At 71.7% G+C, this 20,578-nt stretch carries 14 protein-coding genes; 9 read left to right on the top strand and 5 right to left on the bottom strand.

Annotated elements, in window-relative coordinates; all coding sequences use genetic code 11:
• Positions 1-64 precede the first annotated feature (64 nt).
• The 4 genes from ACIP5O_RS01785 to ACIP5O_RS01770 are packed head-to-tail and all read left to right on the top strand — an operon-like array spanning position 65 to position 6,298.
• Positions 65-640 (top strand): SseB family protein, encoded by a 576-nt coding sequence (locus ACIP5O_RS01785; protein WP_401287291.1) that lies wholly within the window; start codon positions 65-67, stop codon positions 638-640.
• Positions 637-1,284, top strand: coding sequence for a hypothetical protein (locus tag ACIP5O_RS01780; RefSeq protein WP_401287288.1), 648 nt, complete (start codon positions 637-639; stop codon positions 1,282-1,284). Before ACIP5O_RS01785 ends, ACIP5O_RS01780 begins: the two co-directional genes overlap by 4 nt.
• Positions 1,284-5,939 carry a putative T7SS-secreted protein gene (locus tag ACIP5O_RS01775; protein WP_401287285.1) on the top strand — a complete coding sequence of 1,552 codons (4,656 nt, stop codon included), beginning with the start codon at positions 1,284-1,286 and terminating at the stop codon, positions 5,937-5,939. The genes ACIP5O_RS01780 and ACIP5O_RS01775 overlap by 1 nt, the downstream gene beginning before the upstream one ends.
• Positions 5,927-6,298, top strand: coding sequence for a DUF6086 family protein (locus ACIP5O_RS01770; RefSeq protein WP_401287282.1), 372 nt, complete (start codon positions 5,927-5,929; stop codon positions 6,296-6,298). Before ACIP5O_RS01775 ends, ACIP5O_RS01770 begins: the two co-directional genes overlap by 13 nt.
• A 102-nt stretch (positions 6,299-6,400) precedes the next feature.
• On the opposite strand, the gene aspS is transcribed toward ACIP5O_RS01770, so the two are convergent.
• On the bottom strand, positions 6,401-8,218 hold the full coding sequence (aspS, locus tag ACIP5O_RS01765) for an aspartate--tRNA ligase (protein ID WP_401287280.1): 1,818 nt from the start codon (positions 8,216-8,218) through the stop codon (positions 6,401-6,403).
• A 137-nt stretch (positions 8,219-8,355) separates the two neighbouring features.
• On the opposite strand from aspS, the gene ACIP5O_RS01760 reads away from it, so the two are divergent.
• Positions 8,356-10,476: a SpoIIE family protein phosphatase gene (locus ACIP5O_RS01760; RefSeq protein ID WP_401287277.1), complete on the top strand. Its 2,121-nt coding sequence runs from the start codon at positions 8,356-8,358 to the stop codon at positions 10,474-10,476.
• A gap of 194 nt (positions 10,477-10,670) precedes the next feature.
• Here the strand turns inward: ACIP5O_RS01760 and ACIP5O_RS01755 are convergent, their stop codons facing one another.
• Positions 10,671-11,747: an AI-2E family transporter gene (locus tag ACIP5O_RS01755; protein WP_401287274.1), complete on the bottom strand. Its 1,077-nt coding sequence runs from the start codon at positions 11,745-11,747 to the stop codon at positions 10,671-10,673.
• 187 nt (positions 11,748-11,934) lie between these two features.
• A complete protein-coding gene (locus ACIP5O_RS01750) occupies positions 11,935-12,897 on the bottom strand; it encodes a pirin family protein (RefSeq protein ID WP_401287271.1) in 963 nt (320 codons plus the stop codon).
• 258 nt (positions 12,898-13,155) lie between these two features.
• Between ACIP5O_RS01750 and gcvH the strand changes: the two genes are divergently transcribed.
• Positions 13,156-13,542, top strand: a complete 387-nt coding sequence (gcvH, locus tag ACIP5O_RS01745) for a glycine cleavage system protein GcvH (protein WP_401287268.1) — start codon at positions 13,156-13,158, stop codon at positions 13,540-13,542.
• An 84-nt stretch (positions 13,543-13,626) separates the two neighbouring features.
• Here the strand turns inward: gcvH and ACIP5O_RS01740 are convergent, their stop codons facing one another.
• A complete protein-coding gene (locus ACIP5O_RS01740; protein WP_401287265.1) occupies positions 13,627-14,139 on the bottom strand; it encodes an SseB family protein in 513 nt (170 codons plus the stop codon).
• A gap of 260 nt (positions 14,140-14,399) precedes the next feature.
• Here ACIP5O_RS01740 and ACIP5O_RS01735 point away from each other — a divergent pair, with 260 nt between their 5' ends.
• From ACIP5O_RS01735 to ACIP5O_RS01725, 3 genes are all read left to right on the top strand, one after another.
• A complete protein-coding gene (locus ACIP5O_RS01735) occupies positions 14,400-16,229 on the top strand; it encodes an acyl-CoA dehydrogenase (RefSeq protein ID WP_401287262.1) in 1,830 nt (609 codons plus the stop codon).
• A gap of 216 nt (positions 16,230-16,445) precedes the next feature.
• Positions 16,446-17,753: a M18 family aminopeptidase gene (locus ACIP5O_RS01730; protein WP_401287259.1), complete on the top strand. Its 1,308-nt coding sequence runs from the start codon at positions 16,446-16,448 to the stop codon at positions 17,751-17,753.
• A 58-nt stretch (positions 17,754-17,811) separates the two neighbouring features.
• Entirely contained in the window at positions 17,812-18,156 is a 345-nt protein-coding gene (locus tag ACIP5O_RS01725; protein ID WP_401287256.1) for a hypothetical protein, read from the top strand.
• Here the strand turns inward: ACIP5O_RS01725 and ACIP5O_RS01720 are convergent.
• Entirely contained in the window at positions 18,153-19,952 is a 1,800-nt protein-coding gene (locus ACIP5O_RS01720; RefSeq protein ID WP_401287253.1) for an NHL domain-containing thioredoxin family protein, read from the bottom strand. The two genes, ACIP5O_RS01725 and ACIP5O_RS01720, sit on opposite strands and share 4 nt — an antisense overlap.
• Positions 19,953-20,578: the final 626 nt, after the last annotated feature.

Raw genomic sequence — 20,578 nt, 5'->3', positions numbered from 1 at the left:
AGGAATCCGGTGGTACCGGTCGACCGGCGTGGCGAGATCGCCCCTTTGTTCGTTGCTCGTGTGAATGAGCGCGTGGCAGCATGCGGGCGTGAAGGACAACGGGGACGACATACCGAAGCCTCGGAAGGTTTCGAGGTTGGCGGAGCTGGCGGACATGCCGGTTTCGCCCGCGCTGCCCGCGCCGCCCGCACCGCCCGCACCGCCCGCGCCGGCGTCGGCCGCCTCGGGGCAGGCCGGGCCGGACGACACGATCGCGGCGGCCCGGCGTGAGTTTGCGCGTTTGCTCGGGGAGTTCCGGCGTACCGCCGTCCTGGTGCCGTTCGACGAGCGGGAGAGCCTGTGGACCGCGGACTTCAACGGGGTGCGGTGGATCTGCGCGTTCTCGGACGAGGAGGCGCTGGCGCGGTTCGCGGTCGCGCGCGGGGAGGCGGGGCGCGCGTGGACGTACCGGACGATCCTCGGCGCGCGGCTCCTCGACGTGATGGTGCCGATGCTGCCCGGTCCGGGCGGGGTCGCGCTGGACGCGGGCAGTGCGGACGGGACGCTGTTCCCGCCGGTCGCGGGGATCGTCCCGGACGAGGTCGCGGTGGACCTCGGGGAGACGGACCGAAGGACGGACAGGGGGACGGGGACACGGTGAGCGGGAACGAACCCGAGCTCGCGGCGCCGACGGCGGCGCTCGCGGAGATCGTGAAGGGCATCGACCTGGCGCACGCCGAGCTGAAGGAGCTCGGCATGATCGGGAAGGCGTCGGCGGGCCGGGGATTCTCCGATCTCGCCCTTTCAGGGCTTGAGTTGGGGCACGGCGGACTGACGTCGGAGTTCGAGACCTTCTGCGACCGGTGGGAGTGGGGCGTGCGCGCGCTGACCGCGCGGGGGAACGGCTTCGCCCAGGCCGTCGGGCTGTCGGCCGGCTCGTTCGCCGAGCAGGAGCGGTACATCAAGGACTCGTTCAAGATCGGGGTGAACTCGCTCAACGGCAACCCCCACCTCTCCGAGGACGACGTCAAGAAGATGAGCTGGGAGACCGTCCGCGACCAGCACACGTGGGACGGCGCCGACTGGAGCCCGGAGTCGTTCACCGACGCCCACCAGGAGACGAAGCAGACCTGGAAGAACACCGCGTACGACGTCGAGGACTCGCTGCTCGACTCGATGGAGCGCTCGGGCTCCCTCGACCCGAAGCTGCGGGACGCGATGGACGAGAAGCTCAAGGACACGCTCGAACCCGACAGGGCGACGGTCGAGCAGGCCGAGCAGCCGCGGTGGGGGGAGAACCGCTGATGGCGGACTGGGGCGAACTGTTCGACAAGGGCGTCGACAAGTTCGGCGACGGCATCGACAAGGGCAAGGAACTCGCCGGCGAGGGCCTCGACTTCGCGACCGACCAGACCGGTCGGCTCCTGGACGCGGCGCATGCGCACGACTGGGCGGACTCGGTCGAGGACTGGGGCGACGAGACCGCCTCCTCGCTCGGCGCGCAGGTCGGCGAGAAGGAGCTCGGGCAGACCGAGGAGGCGAACGAGCTCGTCCACGGAAAGCCGGAGAAGATCGCCGGTACGGTGAAGAACCTCCGGGACTTCCAGCGCGCGTTCGACCTGGTCGGCGGCGGGATGAAGAAGCTGGACCCGAGCCACTGGAAGGGCGCGGCGGCCGACGCGTTCCGGGCGAAGATCCAGACCCTGCCGACCGACTGGCTCCACGCGGCGGACGCGATGGAGAACGCGGCCGAGGCCCTGGAGACGTACTCCCGGGCGATCGTGAGCGCGCAGGGCAAGGCCCGCGAGGCGATCGCGCTGTACAAGGAGGGCGAGAAGGACTCCAAGGAGGCCGAGGAGAGCTACAAGAAGAAGGCCGCCGCCTACGACGCGGCCCGCGAGGGGGACAACCCGCTGCCCCGTCCCGGGACGTACTCCGACCCCGGCGAGTCCAAGCGCCGGCGCGCCCGGGAGGTCCTGAACGACGCGCGCACGGCCCGCAACGAGGCCGGGGAGACGGCGAAGGCGGCGGTCCGCGCCGCGCTCGCCCACGCCCCGAAGGAGCCGACGGGCCGCGAGCGGGCCAAGCTGGAGCTGTGGGACCGGGGCATGGCCCAGGGCTTCGAGCTGGCCCACTTCGGCGGCGGCGTCGTCAAGGGCACGGCCGGTCTGGTCAACTTCGTCCGCTCGGTGAACCCGATGGACGTGTACAACCTGACCCACCCCGCGGAGTACTACAAGGGCGTCAACATGACGCTCGCCGGCCTGGTCTCCTCGGCGGCGAACCCCGACCGGACCCTGAAGAACGCCTGGGACGCGGCGAAGGGCGACCCGTCGGAGTTCCTCGGCCGGCTCGTGCCGGAGCTGATCGGCACCAAGGGCACGGGACTCGCGCGCAGTGGCGTACGGCTCGGGCTGAACGGCGCGAAGCACCTGCCCGAGCCGAGGAAGCCGGGATCTCCAGAACCGGAGAAGCCGGGGAGCAGCCGCGGGGACCAGCAGAAGGACCCGGGCAACCAGAGCAACGAGTGCGGGAAGAACGTGTGCGACGGCGACCCGGTGGACATGGCGTCCGGCCGCGTCCTGCTGCCGCAGACGGACATCGCCCTCCCCGGCTCGCCGCCGCTGGTCTTCCGGCGCGTCTTCGACTCCTCGCACCGCTCCGGCCGCTGGTTCGGCCCGACGTGGTCGTCGACCGTGGACCAGCGCCTGGAGATCGACGCGGAGGGCGTCGTCTTCAGCTGTGACGAGGGCAGCCTCCTCGCCTACCCGCACCCCGCCCCCGGGGTCCCGGTCATGCCCACGCACGGCCGGCGGTGGCCCCTGGACCGGGTCGAGGGCGGCTATACGATCACCGACCCCGACACCCGCACGGTCCGGCACTTCGCCGACCACGGCGACGGGCTCGCGCTCCTGGTCCAGCTCGACGACCGCAACGGGAACTGGATCACCTTCGAGTACGACGAGGCAGGCGCCCCGACGTCGGTCGTCCACCACGGCGGCTACCACCTGAAGCTGACCACGGACGAGGGCCGCGTGACCGCCCTCCACCTCGCGGGCGCGGCGCCGGACGGCTCCGACCAGGAGATCCTGCGCTACGGCTACACCGACGGGCACCTGACCGAGGTCGTCAACTCCTCCGGGCGGCCGCTGCGCTTCGGCTGCGACGAGCACGGCCGCATCACGTCGTGGACCGACACGAACGGCAGCCGCTTCGACTACGTCTACGACGAACAGGACCGCTGCACCTACCAGTCGGGGACGAACGGCCACGTCGAATCCCGCTTCACCTGGGACGGCACCGACCCCGAGACCGGTCTCAGGACGACGTCCATCACCAACGCCCAAGGGCACACGAAGCGGTTCGTCGTCGACGGGCGCTCCAAGGTCGTCGCCGAGATCGACCCCCTGGGCGCGGTCACCCGCTTCACATACGACCGCCACGACCGCCCGCTGTCCCGCACCGACCCGCTGGGCCACGTCAGCCGCACCGCCTACGACGAGCGGGGCCGTCCGACGTCGGTGGAGCGCCCGGACGGGCGGCGGACGCGGGCCGAGTACGACGAGGACGGCTTCCCGGTACGGATCGTCGGCGCCGACGGCAACGCCGTGCGCCAGACCTTCGACGCGCGCGGCAACCGCACGTCGGTGACGGCTCCCTCGGGGGCCCGGACGGAGTTCGCGTACGACGGGGCGGGGCGGCTCACCTCGGTGACGGATCCGCTCGGCGCCACCACCCGGCTCGTCCCGGACGCCCGGGGCCTGCCCGTCGAGGTCACCGACCCGCTGGGGGCCACGACCCGGTACGAGCACGACGCCTTCGGGCGCACGGTCCGGATCACCGATCCCCTGGGCGCGGTCACGCGCCTGGAGTGGACGGTGGAGGGCCTGCCGTCCCGGCGCGTCGCGCCCGACGGGACGGTGGAGTCCTGGACGTACGACGGCGAGGGCAACTGCCTGAGCCACACGGACGCGACGGGCGGCACGACCCGCTTCACGTACACCGACTTCGACCTGCTGACCTCCCGCACGGACCCGGACGGGGTGCGGTACGCGTTCACGCACGACACGGACCTGCGGCTGACGCGGGTGACGAACCCGCAGGGTCTGACCTGGGACTACGCCTACGACCCGGCGGGCCGGACCCTGTCCGAGACGGACTTCGACGGGCGGGTGCTGGGGTACGCGTACGACGCGGCGGGCCGGCTGGTGGCGCGGACGAACGGCCTCGGCCAGACGGTGCGGTTCGAGCGCGACGCGCTCGGCCGGATCGTCCGCAAGGACGCCGAGGGGACGGTCAGCACGTACGAGTACGACGTCTTCGACGAGCTGGCGGTGGCGACGAACCCGGACGCGCGTCTGGAACGCCTCCGGGACCGCTACGGCCGATTGCTGTCGGAGACGGTCAACGGACGGACGCTGTCGTACGCGTACGACGGGGTGGGCCGGCGGGTGGGCAGGACGACGCCGGGCGGATCGGTCAGCACGTGGACGTACGACGCGGCGGGCCGCAGGACGAGCCTCACCGCGTCCGGGCGCGAACTGTCCTTCTCGTTCGACGCGTTGGGCCGGGAGGTCGAGCGCTCGGTCGCGGACTTCGTGTCGCTGACGTCGTCGTACGACGTGATGAGCCGGCTGTCGACGCAGGAGGTCACGGCGGCCCGGGGCGGCGGCCGTCTCCAGCACCGCGCGTACGCCTACCGCCCGGACGGCGGCCTGGTCGCCGTCACGGACGGCCTCTCGGGAACGCGGCGCTTCGACCTCGACGGGGCCGGGCGGGTCACGGCGGTGCGGGCGGACCGGTGGACGGAGCGGTACGCGTACGACGAGGCCGGCAACCAGACGGAGGCGGAGTGGCCGTCCGGGCACCCGTCCCACGCGGCGACGGGCCCGCGCGCGTACGAGGGCACGCGGATCACCCGGGCGGGGGCGGTCCGCTACGAGCACGACGAGCAGGGCCGGATCGTCCTGCGCCGGAAGACCCGCGTGTCCCGGAAGCCGGACACCTGGCGGTACGCGTGGGACGCGGAGGACCGGCTGAGGTCGGTGACGACGCCGGACGGCACGGTCTGGAGCTATGCGTACGACCCGCTGGGCCGCCGCATATCCAAACAATCGGCCCTGGAGACGGTCCACTTCACCTGGGACGGCACGACCCTCTGCGAGCAGACGACCGAGAACGTGGTCCTGACCTGGGACCACGCGGGGCTGCGGCCTCTGTCCCAGACCGAGCGCCGCACGGACACGGACGACGAACGCTTCTTCGCGATCGTCACCGACCTGATCGGCACCCCGACGGAACTCGTCGACGAGTCCGGAGAGTTGGCCTGGCGCACCCGCTCCACCCTCTGGGGCACGACGACCTGGACCCGAGACGCCACGACGTACACCCCCCTCCGCTTCCCGGGCCAGTACTTCGACCCGGAGTCGGGCCTGCACTACAACTACTTCCGTTATTACGACCCGGAGTCGGCGCGATACTTGAGCCAGGATCCGTTGGGGTTGGCTCCGGCACCGAATCCGGCGACTTACGTCCACGATCCGCGTACGTGGAGTGACCCCCTAGGGCTGAAACCGTGTCCGGAGGACGGCGCCTCCAATCGCCAGCGCCCGCCGGTAGAGGGGGACACAAATTACATTGTCGATAATCCATCGAATTGGTCGGACACCATTACCGACATTGACAGGATAGAAAATGGAACACTCTGGGAGGAGAAAACAGCAACGGGCCAGAATCCTCACATGAAGATCGAACCCTGGATCGAAAAGCATGTGCATAAAAAGCTGGATTCTTATGTCCGAGCCCGTTCACATCTGGACGGTTGGGAAGATGCCCCCATCGGTCTACACTTCACTGAGCCAGGCGCCACACCTGCCTTCAAGGCCGCCGTGGAAAATGCCGTCGAGGCTTGGCGCCAAAGGAACCCCGGGGTAGAGACAGTGGTGAGGTGGACGGAGTGAGTTGTTTCTTCAGGCTGGACGATCAGGAAGTGTGGAATCCGTCCAACAGCGTGGCTAGAATTTTCCTGTCCACAGCACACGGAATCGGTGAAGAATTTTCCCGGGCCTCCGGCCTCGGCAAGGTAATCGATGACGAATGCGAGGTGGATGGGTACGAGTTCTCCGCTTTCGTAACAGAGCTGCTCGTCCGGTACGAGAGATCCAACAACAAGCCTCTCAAGGAGCTGCTCGAAAGTGTCATCGCCATCGGTCTCGTCATGCTGGACCGTGCGGGCCGCGATGTCGGCACGATCGTCGAACTCAACGATGCATGGCTGCTGAAGCGTGAAGGCTTCGCGCGATCGATGCCACGCGGGTAGCCCGGCACTCTCCGCATCGGAACCCGTCGGGACACGAACGCCGTCATGAAGAAAGGGGCCAGGATCCGAAGATCCCGGCCCCTCCCCAGTGCGACCTACTACTTACCGCGCCGCGTCCGGATGCACCGACTCCGTCACCGGGCGGCCCTCCGCGACCTTCGACTCCACCGGCTTGCGGAGCTGGATGTTCAGCTCGCGCAGGCGGGCCTCCTCCAGTTCCGTGGGGGCGCCCATCATGAGGTCCTGGGCGTTGCCGTTGAGGGGGAAGGCGATGGTCTCGCGGATGTTGGGCTCGTCCGCGAGGAGCATGACGATGCGGTCCACGCCCGGGGCGATGCCGCCGTGCGGCGGGGCGCCGAACTGGAAGGCGCGGAGCATGCCCGCGAACTCGGTTTCGACGGTCTCGCGGGAGTAGCCCGCGATCTCGAAGGCCTTGAACATGATGTCGGGCTCGTGGTTCCGGATCGCGCCGGAGGAGAGCTCGATGCCGTTGCAGACGATGTCGTACTGCCAGCCGAGGACGTCCAGCGGGTCCTGGGTCTCCAGGGCCTCCAGGCCGCCCTGCGGCATCGAGAACGGGTTGTGCGAGAAGTCGATCCTGCCGGTCTCCTCGTCCTTCTCGTACATCGGGAAGTCCACGATCCACGCGAAGCGGAAGACGTTCTCCTCGAACTGCCCGGCGCGCTTGGCGGCCTCGACCCGGACCGGGCCCATGATCTTGGAGACCTCGTCGAACTCGCCGGCGCCGAAGAAGACGGCGTGGCCGGGCTCCAGGCCCAGGCGCTCGGTGAGGACCTTGACGTTCTCCTCGGTGAGGAACTTGGCGATGGGGCCGGTCAGGGCACCGCCCTCGCCGACGCGGATCCAGGCCAGGCCCTTCGCGCCGAGCGAGATCGCGTAGTCGCCGAGGCCGTCGAAGAACTTGCGCGGCTGGTCGCCGGTGTCCGGGACGGCGAGCGCGCGGACGTGCTTGCCCGCGAACGCCTTGAACTCCGAGTTGGCGAACACGTCGGTGAGGTCGACCAGTTCGAGCGCGGTGCGCAGGTCCGGCTTGTCGTTGCCGTACTTCAGCATCGACTCGCGGAACGGGATCCGCGGGAACGGCGAGGTGACGTGGCGGCCGCCGCCGAACTCCTCGAAGAGCTCCGTCATGAGCTTCTCGATCGGCTGGAAGACGTCCTCCTGCTCGACGAAGCTCATCTCGACGTCGAGCTGGTAGAACTCGCCCGGCGAGCGGTCGGCGCGGGCGTCCTCGTCGCGGAAGCAGGGCGCGATCTGGAAGTAGCGGTCGAAGCCCGAGATCATGAGCAGCTGCTTGAACTGCTGCGGGGCCTGCGGCAGCGCGTAGAACTTGCCCGGGTTCAGACGGGACGGGACGACGAAGTCGCGGGCGCCCTCGGGGGAGGTCGCGGTGAGGATCGGGGTCGCCATCTCGTTGAAGCCGAGGGCCACCATCTTGGAGCGGATGGCGGCGATGACGGCCGAGCGCAGCATGATGTTGCGGTGCATGCGCTCGCGGCGCAGGTCGAGGAAGCGGTACTCCAGGCGCCGCTCCTCGTTGACGCCGTCGTCGGCGTTGATCGTGAAGGGGATCTGCTGGGCGGCGCCCAGGATCTCGACCTCCGCGACCTCGACCTCGACCTCGCCGGTGGGCAGCTCGGCGTTGACGTTCTCCGTACCGCGCGAGACGACCTCGCCGTCGACGCGGACGACGGACTCCTTGGTCAGCTTGTCGAGCGCCTCGTACGCGGCGGTGCCGGGCCGGGCGACGAGCTGCGTGATGCCGTAGTGGTCGCGCAGATCGATGAAGAGGATGCCGCCCAGGTCGCGCCGATTGTGCAGCCAGCCGCTCAGCCGGACGTCGGTGCCGACGTCAGAGGCGCGGAGCTCGCCGCAGGTGTGGGACCTGTACCGATGCATCGTCGTTCATCCAGTCTTCGGGATTCGGTGGTGAGGCCTTGACAGCGTCAAGGCCTCCCAGCGTACCGGGCGGGCCGTGATCGCTTTTCGAATACCGTCGGTGGCGGCCCGCGGTCCGATATTCATAAAGTGGGGCAATGCGCACCGAGGACGTCCTGGCCGCGATCGCGACCGGCCTGTGGCGCTGGGACAACGCGTCCGGGACCGTCTCGCTCGACGCCGAGGCGGCCCGGCTGCTCGGGCTGCCCGCCGAGCGCGTACGGCTCAGCGAGGCGGCCGTACGCTCCCGTTTTCATCCGGTCGACTGGAACGAGATCGACGGCGTGGTGAACCTCGCCGTCGCCGAGGGCACCCTCGCCGAGTCCCGGCTGCGGATCATGGACGAGCACGGACGGGTGATCCGCACCGTACGGAGCCGGTCCAGGCCGCTGGTCGAGGGGAACGACTACCAGCTCGTCGGCACCCTCCAGGAGGTCGCCGAGCCCGCGCCGGGCACCGCCGTCCGCACCCCGATCACCGGCGACTGGCGCCGCTCCCGCGAGGCCTTCCTGCTCGACGCGGGCCGGGCGCTCGCCGAGGCGCGGTCGACGGCCGAGGTGCTGCGGGTGGCCGCCTCCCTGTCCATGCCGGGCTTCTCGCCGGACGGGCTCGCCGTCTTCGGGGTCGCGGGCGACCGGCTGACGATCATCGGGCACCACGGGCAGAGCCAGGACGACGAGGGGCCCTTCACGTCGATGGCGCTCGACACCGACTACCCGGCGGCCGAGGTGGTCCGCACGGGCCGGGCGATCTACCTGCCGTCGCCCGAGGAGTACCTGCGCCGCTTCCCCGTGACCTGGCCGCTCGCCCAGCGCTTCGGGCGCCGCTCGTGGGCCTTCGTGCCGCTGGTCGTCGCCGGGCGCACGATGGGGGCCTGGATGGCGGCCTTCAAGCACCCGGTGGCCTTCACGCCCGACGAGCGCTCGGTGCTGACGACGGTGGCGCGGATGCTGGCGCAGGCCCTCGCACGCGCGGGCGTGGCCGAGTCGGAGCGCGAGCTGTCGCTCGGCCTCCAGCGGACGATGATGCCGGTCCTGGGGCCGGGGATCCCGGGCCTGCGGGTGGCCGCGCGGTACGTGCCGACCGGCGGCGGGCTCCAGGTCGGCGGCGACTGGTACGACATGATCCGGCTGCCCGGCGGCGCCTCGCGCCCGGACGGGGGCGGCGCGGGCCGGATCGCCCTGGTCATCGGGGACGTGCAGGGGCACGACGTGCGGGCGGCCGGCCTGATGGGACAGCTCCGGATCGCCCTGCGCGCGTACGCCTCCGAGGGGCACCGGCCGGACGCGGTCCTCTCCCGGGCCTCGCGCTTCCTGTACGGGATCACGGACGGCGACGACGGGGAGGACGAGCACGGCCCGCGGTTCGCGACCTGCCTGTACCTGGAGGTCGACCTGGAGACGGGGACGGTGGACATCGCGCGGGCGGGGCACCCGGACCCGGCGGTGCGGACGAACGACGGGACGGTGCTGCTGCGGCCCACGGCCGGCGGCCTGCCCCTCGGCGTCGAACCCGACACCGACTACCCCACCACCCGGATCGCGCTCGACCCCGGCGAGACCCTGATGATCTGCACCGACGGGCTCCTGGAGACCGGCGGGCACGACCTGGACACCGGCTGGGAGCGGGTCAGGAAGCTCCTGGAGTCCCACGACGGCGAGGACCTGGAGGAGCTCGCCGACGTCCTCGTGGAGGCCGTCCACGGACCCGGCTCGCACCACACCACGGGCCCGCTCGCGGACCGGCGCGAGGACGACATCGCCGTCCTGCTGCTCTCCCGCCGCCCCGCCGGGACCGTGCGGGAGGCCCCGCGCCGCACCCTGATGACGATCGCCCAGGCGGAGCCGGAGCGGATCGCGGAGGCGCGGGAGCAGGTGCGGCAGCTCCTGCACGACTGGGCGGACGAGGACCAGCTCGACTCGGCGGTCCTGATGGTCTCCGAGATGGTCACCAACGTCCTCGTCCACACGGACGGCGACGCCCTGCTGGTCGCGGAGGTCGCCTGCGCCGGGACGTCCCGCCGGCTGCGCGTGGAGGTCTCCGACACCAGCGACGAGCTCCCGCACCGGCGCCGGCCGGGCGAGATGGCGTCCAGCGGGCGCGGCCTGGTCCTGATGGAGATGCTGGCGCACGCGTGGGGGGTCGACCCGCGCGGCGAGGGCAAGTCGATCTGGTTCGAGCTGAACGAGCCGGTGACGGCGGGGGGCTGCTGCGGCTAGGGCCTGTCCGGCGGATCAGGGTCGGGTGGGCCGCGGCGTCTGGTGCATGGGGTCTCCCCAGGCCCTCAAGGGCCTAGGGGAAGCATCGCAAGGCGCCGGAGCGGCTCGATAGCGGAGCTGTCGGGACGTTTCGGCAACGCGGCGAGGTACCGTGCCAGGCGTCGCGGCCCCGGCCATGATCCGCCGGACAGGCCCTAGGGGCCGTCCGGTGCGCCGGGGCCGTCCCCCGACCCGTACCGGCTCCGCAGCTCTCCCAGGACCCCCGTCGCCGCGGCCGTCAGGGGGACGGCGAGGAGCATGCCGAGGATGCCCGCGACGGAGGCGCCGGCCGTGATCGCGAGCATCACGGCGGCCGGGTGCATGTGGACGGTCCTGCTCTGCACCACGGGCTGGAGCAGGTGTCCCTCGATGACCTGGACGGCGAGGACCACCCCGAGCGCCCACAGGGCGATGACGAGGCCCCGGTCCGCGAGGGCGACGAGGACCGCGACCGCGCCGGAGAGGAAGGCGCCGAGGTAGGGGATGTACGCGGTGACGAAGACGAGCGCCGCGAGCCCGACCGCTCCCGGCACGCGCAGCACGAGCAGCCCGACGCCGATGAGGGTCGCGTCGACGAGGGCGATGAACGTCGTGCCGCGCATGAAGCCCTCGACGGCCTCGAAGGCGCGGCGGGCCATGGCCTCGACGGTGTCGCCGGTCGTGCGGGGGACGAGGGAGCGCAGGGCCCCGGCGGCCCGGTCGGAGTCGCGCAGGAAGAAGAAGATCAGGAGCAGCGCGAGGACGGCGGTGGCCAGCAGGTGCCCGACGACGCTGATCCCGGAGATCACGCCGGAGGCGGCGGTGCCGCCGAACTTCTTGAGGAGGCTCTCGGCGTTCCCGCTGAGGTCCTCGAGGGAGGTGCCGACCGCGCCGAAGTGCTCGGCGATGTCCTGCGCGGCCTGCCGGAGCGAGGCGACGATCTGGTCGCCGGTGTCGACGAGGGCGGCGACGACGATGTACGTGGCGCCGCCGACGACCGCGAGGACGGCGACGACGGTGAGCCCGGCGGCGAGGGACTTCCGGACCTTCATCCGCAGCAGGCGCCGGTAGAGGGGGCCGAGGAGGGCGGTGCCGAGGATCGCGAGCAGGACGGGCGTGACGGCCGTCTTGAAGACGACGCACAACCAGACGCCGACGGCGGCGACCCCGGCGACGAGCAGCAGGACGGCGCACCAGGCGGCGACCCGGCGGGCGGGTTCGGGAAGGAGCGGTCGGGCGGTGGGCGTCTGCACCCGACCACCGGACCACGCCGCCCGGCGCGCCGTCGCGCGCTGACGGTCCGTACGGGTGACGGGGCGTCAGCGGGCGGTTGCGGGTACGGGACCGGGCGCGGAGCCGGGTACGGGTCGGGCGCGGGACCGGTTACGGGGCCGGGCGCGGGACCGGAGCGCGCGCGCCGGCCCCGTGCCCCCGTACGTCCTACTCGCCCATCCCGTGGACCGCCGGGATCGTGCCGAGGCGGCCCGCCTGGAAGTCCTCGAAGGCCTGGCGCAGTTCGGCCTGGGTGTTCATGACGAACGGGCCGTAGTGGGCCATGGGCTCGCGGATCGGGCGCCCGCCGAGGAGGACGACCTCCAGGTCCGGGGTGTTGCCGTCCTGCTTCTCGTCGGCGCGGACGGTCAGGGCGCCGCCCTTGCCGAAGACGGCGGTCCGGCCGGTGTGGACCGGTCGCCGCTCGGCGCCGACGGTGCCGCGGCCCGCGAGCACGTACGCGAGGCCGTTGAAGTCCTCCCGCCAGGGGAGGCTGATCTCGGCGCCGGGGCGCAGGGTGGCGTGGATCATCGTGATCGGGGTGTGGGTGATGCCGGGGCCCTCGTGGCCGTCGAGCTCGCCCGCGATGACGCGGAGCAGCGCGCCGCCGTCGGGGGAGGTGAGCAGCTGGACCTGGCCGCCGCGGATGTCCTGGTAGCGGGGGGCCATCATCTTGTCGGCGGCCGGCAGGTTCACCCAGAGCTGGAGGCCGTGGAAGAGGCCGCCGCTGACGACGAGGGACTCCGGCGGGGCCTCGATGTGCAGGAGGCCGGCGCCGGCGGTCATCCACTGGGTGTCGCCGTTGGTGATGGTGCCGCCACCGCCCTGGGAGTCCTGGTGGTCGAAGGTGCCGTCGATGATGTAGGTGACGGTCTCGAAGCCGCGGTGGGGGTGCCAGGGCGTGCCCTTGGGCTCTCCGGGCGCGTACTCCACCTCGCCCATCTGGTCCATCATGATGAACGGGTCGAGGTACTGGTGGTTGATCCCCGCGAAGGCCCGGCGGACCGGGAAGCCCTCTCCCTCGAAGCCGGAGGGGGCCGTGGTCACGGCGAGCACGGGGCGGGCCGGGGCGTCGGCGGGGGCGACGACGCGCGGCAGGGTGAGCGGGTTCTCGACAGTCACGGCGGGCATGGCGGGACCTCCTTGGGCGACCTTGCACGTCCACTTTAGTTGAACGATGAACTTTCTGCCACCCGGAACGCGGCCCGGCGGGGAGGAATTCCCGGACCCCGCTCCCGGCCCGCTCCCGACCCGTTCCTGGCCCGTTCCCCGGCTGTCCTGAAGCTGTTCATCCGTACGGGTGAGGGAGCCCTCCGCTCCCCCGGCCGCTCGGGCACGCTGGCTCCGCCGGGCACCCCGCCCGGCGTCCCGACGGCCCGAGGAGCCCGCATGTCGTCCACGCCCGAGCACCTGAAGTACACGAAGGAACACGAGTGGGTGGAGAGGCGGGGCGACGGCCGCGTCCGCGTCGGCATCACCGACCACGCGCAGCAGCAACTCGGGGACATCGTGTTCGTGGAGCACCCGAAGGTGGGCGACCGGGTGGAGGCGGGGCAGCCGGCCGGCACCCTGGAGTCGACCAAGGCGGTCTCCGAGCTGTACGCGCCGCTCACCGGCCGGGTGACCGCCGTGAACGGCGAGCTCGACACCGACTCCGACTGGGTCAACACCGACCCGTACGGCGACGGCTGGCTCTTCGAGCTCGAGCCCGACGACGCGGGCGCCCTCGACGGGCTGCTCAGCGCCGCGCAGTACGAGGAGTACGTCGCCGAGTAGGAGACCGGGCGGACCCCGGCACACGTACGCGGACGGGCCCGGCGCCCCCGGAAGGGGTGCCGGGCCCGTCCGGTCCCGCCCGCGTCAGCCGTACATCCGCCGCATCGCGAAGTCGACCATCCGCTCCACGGCCTTCGCGTCGAAGACCATGCGGTGGTCGCCCTCCATGTCGAGGACGAAGCCGTAGCCGGTCGGCAGCAGGTCGATCACCTCGGCGCCGGTGATCACGAAGTACTTCGACTCCTTGCCCGCGTACCGCCGCAGCTCCTTGAGCGAGGTGAACATGGGGATGACCGGCTGCTGGGTGTTGTGCAGGGCCAGGAAGCCGGGGTTGTCGCCGCGCGGGCAGTAGACCTTGGAGGTCGCGAAGATCTGCTGGAAGTCCTCGGCGGCCAGGGTGCCGGTGGTGAAGGCGCGCACGGCGTCCGCGAGGGAGGGCGGCGAGGGCTCCGGGTAGAGCGGGGCCTGCTGCCCGTAACCGCCCTGCACGCCGCCCTGCATGCCCCCCGGCGCACCGGCGTGCATCCCGTCCTGCTGGGGCGGGATGTACTGCTGCTGGGCGGCACTGCCGTCCGCGTGCTGGCCGTATCCGTACATGGCCCCAGCCTAGCGAGCGGCGGGGGGCCGCCGGGGCCCGCGCCCCTTACCCGTCGGTACGCCCGCCGGTGCGCGCGGAGGCGTGTGACGGGTGGGGTGCGGGGGGCGCGGGAGGCGCGGGAGGAAGGCGAGTCTCATCACAGATGCCCCTCAGGGGTTGCTCTTATTACCCACGGGTAGCATCATCGTGGAGAGCGTTTTGCTACTCACTGGTACGTGTACGAGGAACCTCCCTCCCCGAGCCTTACGGAGCCGTCGCCATGGGGCACTACAAGTCGAATCTCCGCGACATCGAGTTCAACCTCTTCGAGGTCCTCGGCCGCGACAAGGTGTACGGCACCGGTCCGTTCGAGGAGATGGACGTCGAGACCGCCAAGAGCATCCTCGACGAGATCCGCCGCCTCGCCGAGAACGAGCTCGCGGAGTCCTTCGCCGACGCCGACCGCAACCCGCCGGTCTTCGACCCGGAGACCAACACCGCGCCGGTCCCGGCCTCCTTCAAGAAGTCGTACGACGCCTTCATGGAGTCCGAGTACTGGCGCCTGGGCATCCCGGAGGAGATCGGCGGCACCGTCTCCCCGCGCTCCCTGATCTGGGCCTACGCGGAGCTGCTGCTCGGCTCGAACCCGGCCATCTGGATGTACTCCTCCGGCCCGGCCTTCGCCGGCATCCTCCACAACGAGGGCAACGAGGCGCAGAAGAAGGTCGCGCGGATCGCCGTCGAGAAGCGCTGGGGCTCCACCATGGTCCTCACCGAGCCCGACGCGGGCTCGGACGTCGGCGCCGGCCGCACCAAGGCGGTCCAGCAGGAGGACGGCTCCTGGCACATCGAGGGCGTCAAGCGCTTCATCACCTCCGGCGAGCACGACATGGAGGAGAACATCCTCCACTACGTCCTCGCCCGCCCCGAGGGCGCCGGCCCCGGCACCAAGGGCCTCTCGCTCTTCCTCGTGCCGAAGTACGAGTTCGACTGGGAGACCGGCGAGCTGGGCGCCCGCAACGGCGTGTACGCCACCAACGTCGAGCACAAGATGGGCCTCAAGGCCTCCAACACGTGCGAGATGACCTTCGGCGACCGGCACCCCGCCAAGGGCTGGCTGATCGGCGACAAGCACGACGGCATCCGCCAGATGTTCCTCATCATCGAGTTCGCCCGCATGATGGTCGGCACGAAGGCGATCTCCACCCTCTCCACGGGCTACCTCAACGCCCTGGAGTACGCCAAGGAGCGCGTCCAGGGCACCGACCTGGCCAACTTCATGGACAAGGCCGCGCCCAAGGTCACCATCACGCACCACCCCGACGTCCGCCGCTCGCTGATGACGCAGAAGGCGTACGCCGAGGGCATGCGCTCCCTCGTCCTCTACACGGCCTCCGTGCAGGACGAGATCGCGATCAAGGAGGCGGCCGGCGAGGACGCCAAGGCGCTGCACGGCCTCAACGACCTGCTGCTCCCGATCGTGAAGGGCTACGGCTCCGAGAAGGGCTACGAGCAGCTCGCGCAGTCGCTCCAGACCTTCGGCGGCTCCGGCTTCCTCCAGGAGTACCCGATCGAGCAGTACATCCGGGACGCCAAGATCGACACCCTCTACGAGGGCACCACGGCCATCCAGGGCCAGGACTTCTTCTTCCGGAAGATCGTGCGCGACCAGGGCGCGGCCCTGAACACGCTGTCCGAGGAGATCAAGAAGTTCCTCGCGGTCGGCACCGGCGGCGAGGAGCTGGCCGGCGCCCGCGACGCGCTCGCCAAGGCGGCCGTCGACCTGGAGGCCATCGTCGGCACGATGATCACCGACCTCACCGCCACCGGCGAGGACGTCAAGAACATCTACAAGGTCGGCCTGAACACCACCCGCCTGCTGCTCGCCTCCGGCGACGTCGTCGTCGGCTACCTGCTCCTGCGCAGCGCGGCCGTCGCCGCCGAGAAGCTGGCCGCCGGGGCCTCCGGCAAGGACGCAGCCTTCTACCAGGGCAAGATCGCGGCCGCGAAGTTCTTCGCCGCCAACGTCCTGCCGGGCGTCTCCACCGAGCGCGCGCTCGCCGAGTCCGTCGAGGGCTCGCTGATGGACCTGGACGAGGCCGCGTTCTAGGACCGCTGCTCGCAGCGGCCGAGAGCACTTCTCGTCCATACAAGGAACGGCTCGTCCCCGGGGAGGGGGGCGGGCCGTTCCGCCTTCCGGGCTTCCGCCTCCCCGGGCGCTTCCCTCTCCCGGGCGTTTCCGCCTTCCCGGGCCTCGCCTCTCCAGGCGCATCCGCCGTCCCGGGCACCTCGGCCTCCCCACCGGCCCCCTGCGTAAGGTGAACCCATGAGCAGCGCAGCTTCCCGTCCCACCGCAGGCCCCTTCGACCGCGGGCACACCGACGACCTCATGGCCTTCCTCGCGGCCTCCCCCTCGCCGTACCACGCGGTCGCGAACGCGGCCGAGCGACTGGAGAAGGCCGGGTTCCGGCGGGTCGAGGAGACCGCGGCCTGGGACGCGACCGGCGGCGGGAAGTACGTGGTCCGCGGCGGCGCGATCATCGCCTGGTACGTGCCGGAGGGCGCCGCCGCCCACACCCCGTACCGGATCGTCGGCGCCCACACCGACTCCCCGAACCTGCGCGTGAAGCCGCGCCCCGACATGGGGTCGCAGGGCTGGCGGCAGGTCGCCGTCGAGGTCTACGGCGGCACCCTCCTCAACACCTGGCTCGACCGCGACCTCGGCCTGGCGGGCCGGCTCACCCTGCGCGACGGCAGCCACCGCCTGGTGAACGTCGACCGGCCGCTGCTGCGCGTCCCGCAGCTCGCCATCCACCTCGACCGGCAGGCCAACGACGGCCTCAAGCTCGACCGCCAGCGCCACATGCAGCCCGTCTGGGGCATCGGGGACGTCCACGAGGGCGACCTGATCTCCTTCGTCGCCGCCGAGGCCGGCGTCGACGCCGAGGACGTGTCCGGCTGGGACCTGATGGTCCACGCCGTCGAGGCCCCGGCCTACCTGGGCCGCGACCGCGAACTGCTCGCCGGGCCGCGCATGGACAACCTGCTCTCCGTGCACGCCGCCACCGCCGCGCTCGCCTCCCTCGCGGGCCGCGACGACCTGCCGTACATCCCGGTCCTCGCCGCCTTCGACCACGAGGAGAACGGCTCCGAGGCCGACACCGGCGCCCAGGGCCCCCTGCTCGGCAACGTCCTGGAGCGCTCGGTCTACGCCCGGGGCGGCTCCTACGAGGACCGGGCCCGCGCCTTCGCCGGGACCGTCTGCCTCTCCTCCGACACCGGTCACGCGGTCCACCCCAACTACGCGGAGCGGCACGACCCGACGCACCACCCGCGCGTCAACGGCGGCCCGATCCTCAAGGTGAACGTCAACCAGCGCTACGCCACCGACGGCAGCGGCCGGGCCGTCTTCGCCGCCGCCTGCGAGAAGGCGGGCGTGCCCTGGCAGTCCTTCGTCTCCAACAACGACATGCCCTGCGGCACCACGATCGGCCCGATCACGGCCGCCCGCCACGGCATCAGCACCGTGGACATCGGCGTCGCGATCCTCTCCATGCACAGCGCCCGCGAACTGTGCGGCGCGCAGGACCCGTTCCTGCTCGCGAACGCGCTGGTGGCCTTCCTGGAGGGCTGAGTCCCGGGCGGGGGCCGCGAAACATCCGCGAAAGGTCCCGCCCGGCAGGCTCCTCCTCATGCACCGTCATGAGGGTCCGCCGCTGCGGAAGTTCGTCCCGTCCGTCGCCGTCGCCGTGCTCCTCGTCCTGACCGGGACGGGGTTGCTGATCGGGGCGTACAACGACCGGCCGCCGTGGGGCACGGACATCGCGTACGAGGGCGGCTACGTCCTGGCCTCCCGGATCCGCGGGTACGACGTGGACGGGTCGCGGACGAAGGCGCTGCTCGCCGGGGAGTGCGCGCGGATGGAGCGGGACGGCACGGGCGGCGACCGGGCCGTCCACGACCCGGCCGCCTGGGTGGCGGGGTGCCTGGACGGTGCGGCGGGACGCCCGTCCAGGAACCAGGGACTCGTGCGTTAGCCCTGCTCGTCCATGCCCGCGAGGATCAGCGGCAGCCGGGAGGCGCCCGCGTCCGTGACCTTCACCGGGACGCCCCAGTCCTGCTGGTGGACGTGGCAGGCCGGGTACTCGTTGGCCGGATCGTCGTCGCAGGAGGCCGCCATCGCGGACACGTGCAGCACGCCTTCCGTGACCTCGGGGTTCAGGTCCAGCTCGCGGAAGAGGTCCGTGCCCGTGCCCTCGCCGCCGAGCAGCAGCTCCGGCGGGGTCGAGGAGACCAGGAGCCGGGTCGAGGGACCGTAGCGCTCGTCCAGCTTCTGCCCGGTCGGGGCCCGGAAGACGACGTCGAGGCGGAGGCGGCCGGGGGCGACCTCGGTGGCCTCGCGCCGGGTGCGGTGGGCGACCGCCTCGACCCGCACGGCCTCCTCGGGCAGCCGCAGCCGGGTCAGCCGGTGCCGGGCGGACTCGACGACCACGATGTCCCCGTCCACGAGGACCGCGTCGCTCGGCTCGCGCAGGTCGGTGGCGAGGGTGGTGACCTCGCCGGTGGCGGGGTCGTAGCGGCGCAGGGCGTGGTTGTACGTGTCGCTGACGGCGACCGAGCCGTCGGGCAGGGCGGTCACGCCCAGCGGGTGCTGGAAGAGCGCCTGGCCGGCGTCGCCGTCGCGGTGCCCGAAGTCGAAGAGGCCGGTGCCGACGGCGGTGCGCACGACCCCGTCCGCGTCGATCCAGCGCAGGGCGCTGGTCTCGGAGTCCGCGATCCACAGCCGGTCGCCGGCCGCCGCGAGGCCGGAGGGCTGCGCGAACCAGGCCTCGGCGGCGGGCCCGTCGACGAGCCCCTCGTTGGTGGTCCCGGCCGCGACCCCGACGGTCCCCGTCTCCGGGTCGTACGTCCACAGCTGGTGGACGCCGGCCATGGCGATCCACACCTTGCCCTGCCACCAGGCGACGTCCCACGGCGAGGAGAGGTCGACCTCCAGGGCGGGGCCGGAGGTCGGGGACCCCTGCCACCACTGCTTCCCGGTGCCCGCGAGCAGCTCGATCGCGCCGCTCTCCGGGTCGTAGGCGCGCAGGGCGTGGTGCACCGTGTCGGCGACGACGACCTTGCCGTCGGGGAGCCGGGCGAGCCCCTGCGGCTCGCGGAAGACGCCCTCGCCGATGCGGCGCACGACGGTCTCGCCGTCCGCCGCCAGCTCGACGAGCTGGTGCCGGGTGGTGTCGGAGACCAGGAAGTTCCCGGACGGGAGCGCGATCGCCTTGCCGGGGAAGCGCAGGTCGGTGGCGACGGGCTCCGGCGCCACGTACGGCCCGTCGCCGCGCCGCAGCGTCCCCTTGGCCTCGTGCTCGGCCTCCAGCTCCTCCACGAGGGTCCGGATGGCGTTGGCGTGCCCCTCACCGGCGTGCTGGGCGACGACGTACCCCTCGGGGTCGATCACGACGAGCGTCGGCCAGGCCCGCACGGCGTACTGCTTCCAGGTCGCGAGCTCCGGGTCGTCCAGTACGGGGTGGTGCACCTCGTACCGCTCGACGGCGTCCACCACGGCCTGGTGCTCGGCCTCGTGCACGAACTTCGGCGAGTGCACCCCGACGATCACCAGGGTGTCGCGGTGCTTCTCCTCCAGGTCGCGCAGCTCGTCGAGGACGTGCAGGCAGTTCACGCAGCAGAAGGTCCAGAAATCGAGAAGAACGATCTTTCCCCGCAGGTCGGCGAGGGTCAGTTCTTCTCCGCCGGTGTTCAGCCAGCCGCCCTTGCCGATCAGCTCGGGGGCGCGGACACGGGCACGTCGGGGCGCGGGGGTGGGCGCGGCAGCGTTCATGGGTCCAAGGGTGCCGTACGGGTGGAAAGTGGGGGTCGGGCGGGGGCGGAGGGCGTGTCCGGGGGCGGGTTCCGGGGCGGGGGCCGGTCAGCATGGCGGGCATGGAGCACGTGGTCAGATCATCGGATTATTCCTGCCGTCGGGTGATCGGCGGGTTACTCGTGGTGGTCCTGCTCGCCCTGCCCTGCGCGGTCCTCTCCGAGGGCGCGGGGTGGGCCGGCGGGGTCGGGGACGGGAACCTGCGGCTGACCGTGACCGTGAACGGCCGGGCCGACAGCCACCTCCGGCCGCCGGAGGTACGGGTCGGGGGGTGGGTCGTGAAGCGGTACCGGCTCCTCAACCTAAGCGAGGCGGACCTGTACCGGGTGCGGGTCCTCGACCCCGGCGCCCCCGCCGGATCCGTGCGGTGCCCGGGGGCGCCGCTCCCCGCGGCCGAGGAGGTGGAGTGCACGGCCCGGTTCCGGGCGGCGGCGGGGAGACACGTCCATCCCGTACGGGCCGAGGGCGACGTCCCCTCCCTGCACACGCGGCTCACCGCGACCGCCCCCTCCGGGTACGCGGGGGTCGCCGGGGCCCTCCAGCTCGCCGAGGAGGTCGTGGTCGCCGTCCCGGGACCGGGGCCGGGG

The organism is Streptomyces sp. NPDC088915, assembly GCF_044749825.1.
Taxonomy (GTDB): Bacteria; Actinomycetota; Actinomycetes; order Streptomycetales; family Streptomycetaceae; genus Streptomyces.
The sequence above is the reverse complement of the archived record's forward strand: the minus strand, read 5'-3'. Positions and strand labels throughout refer to the sequence as shown.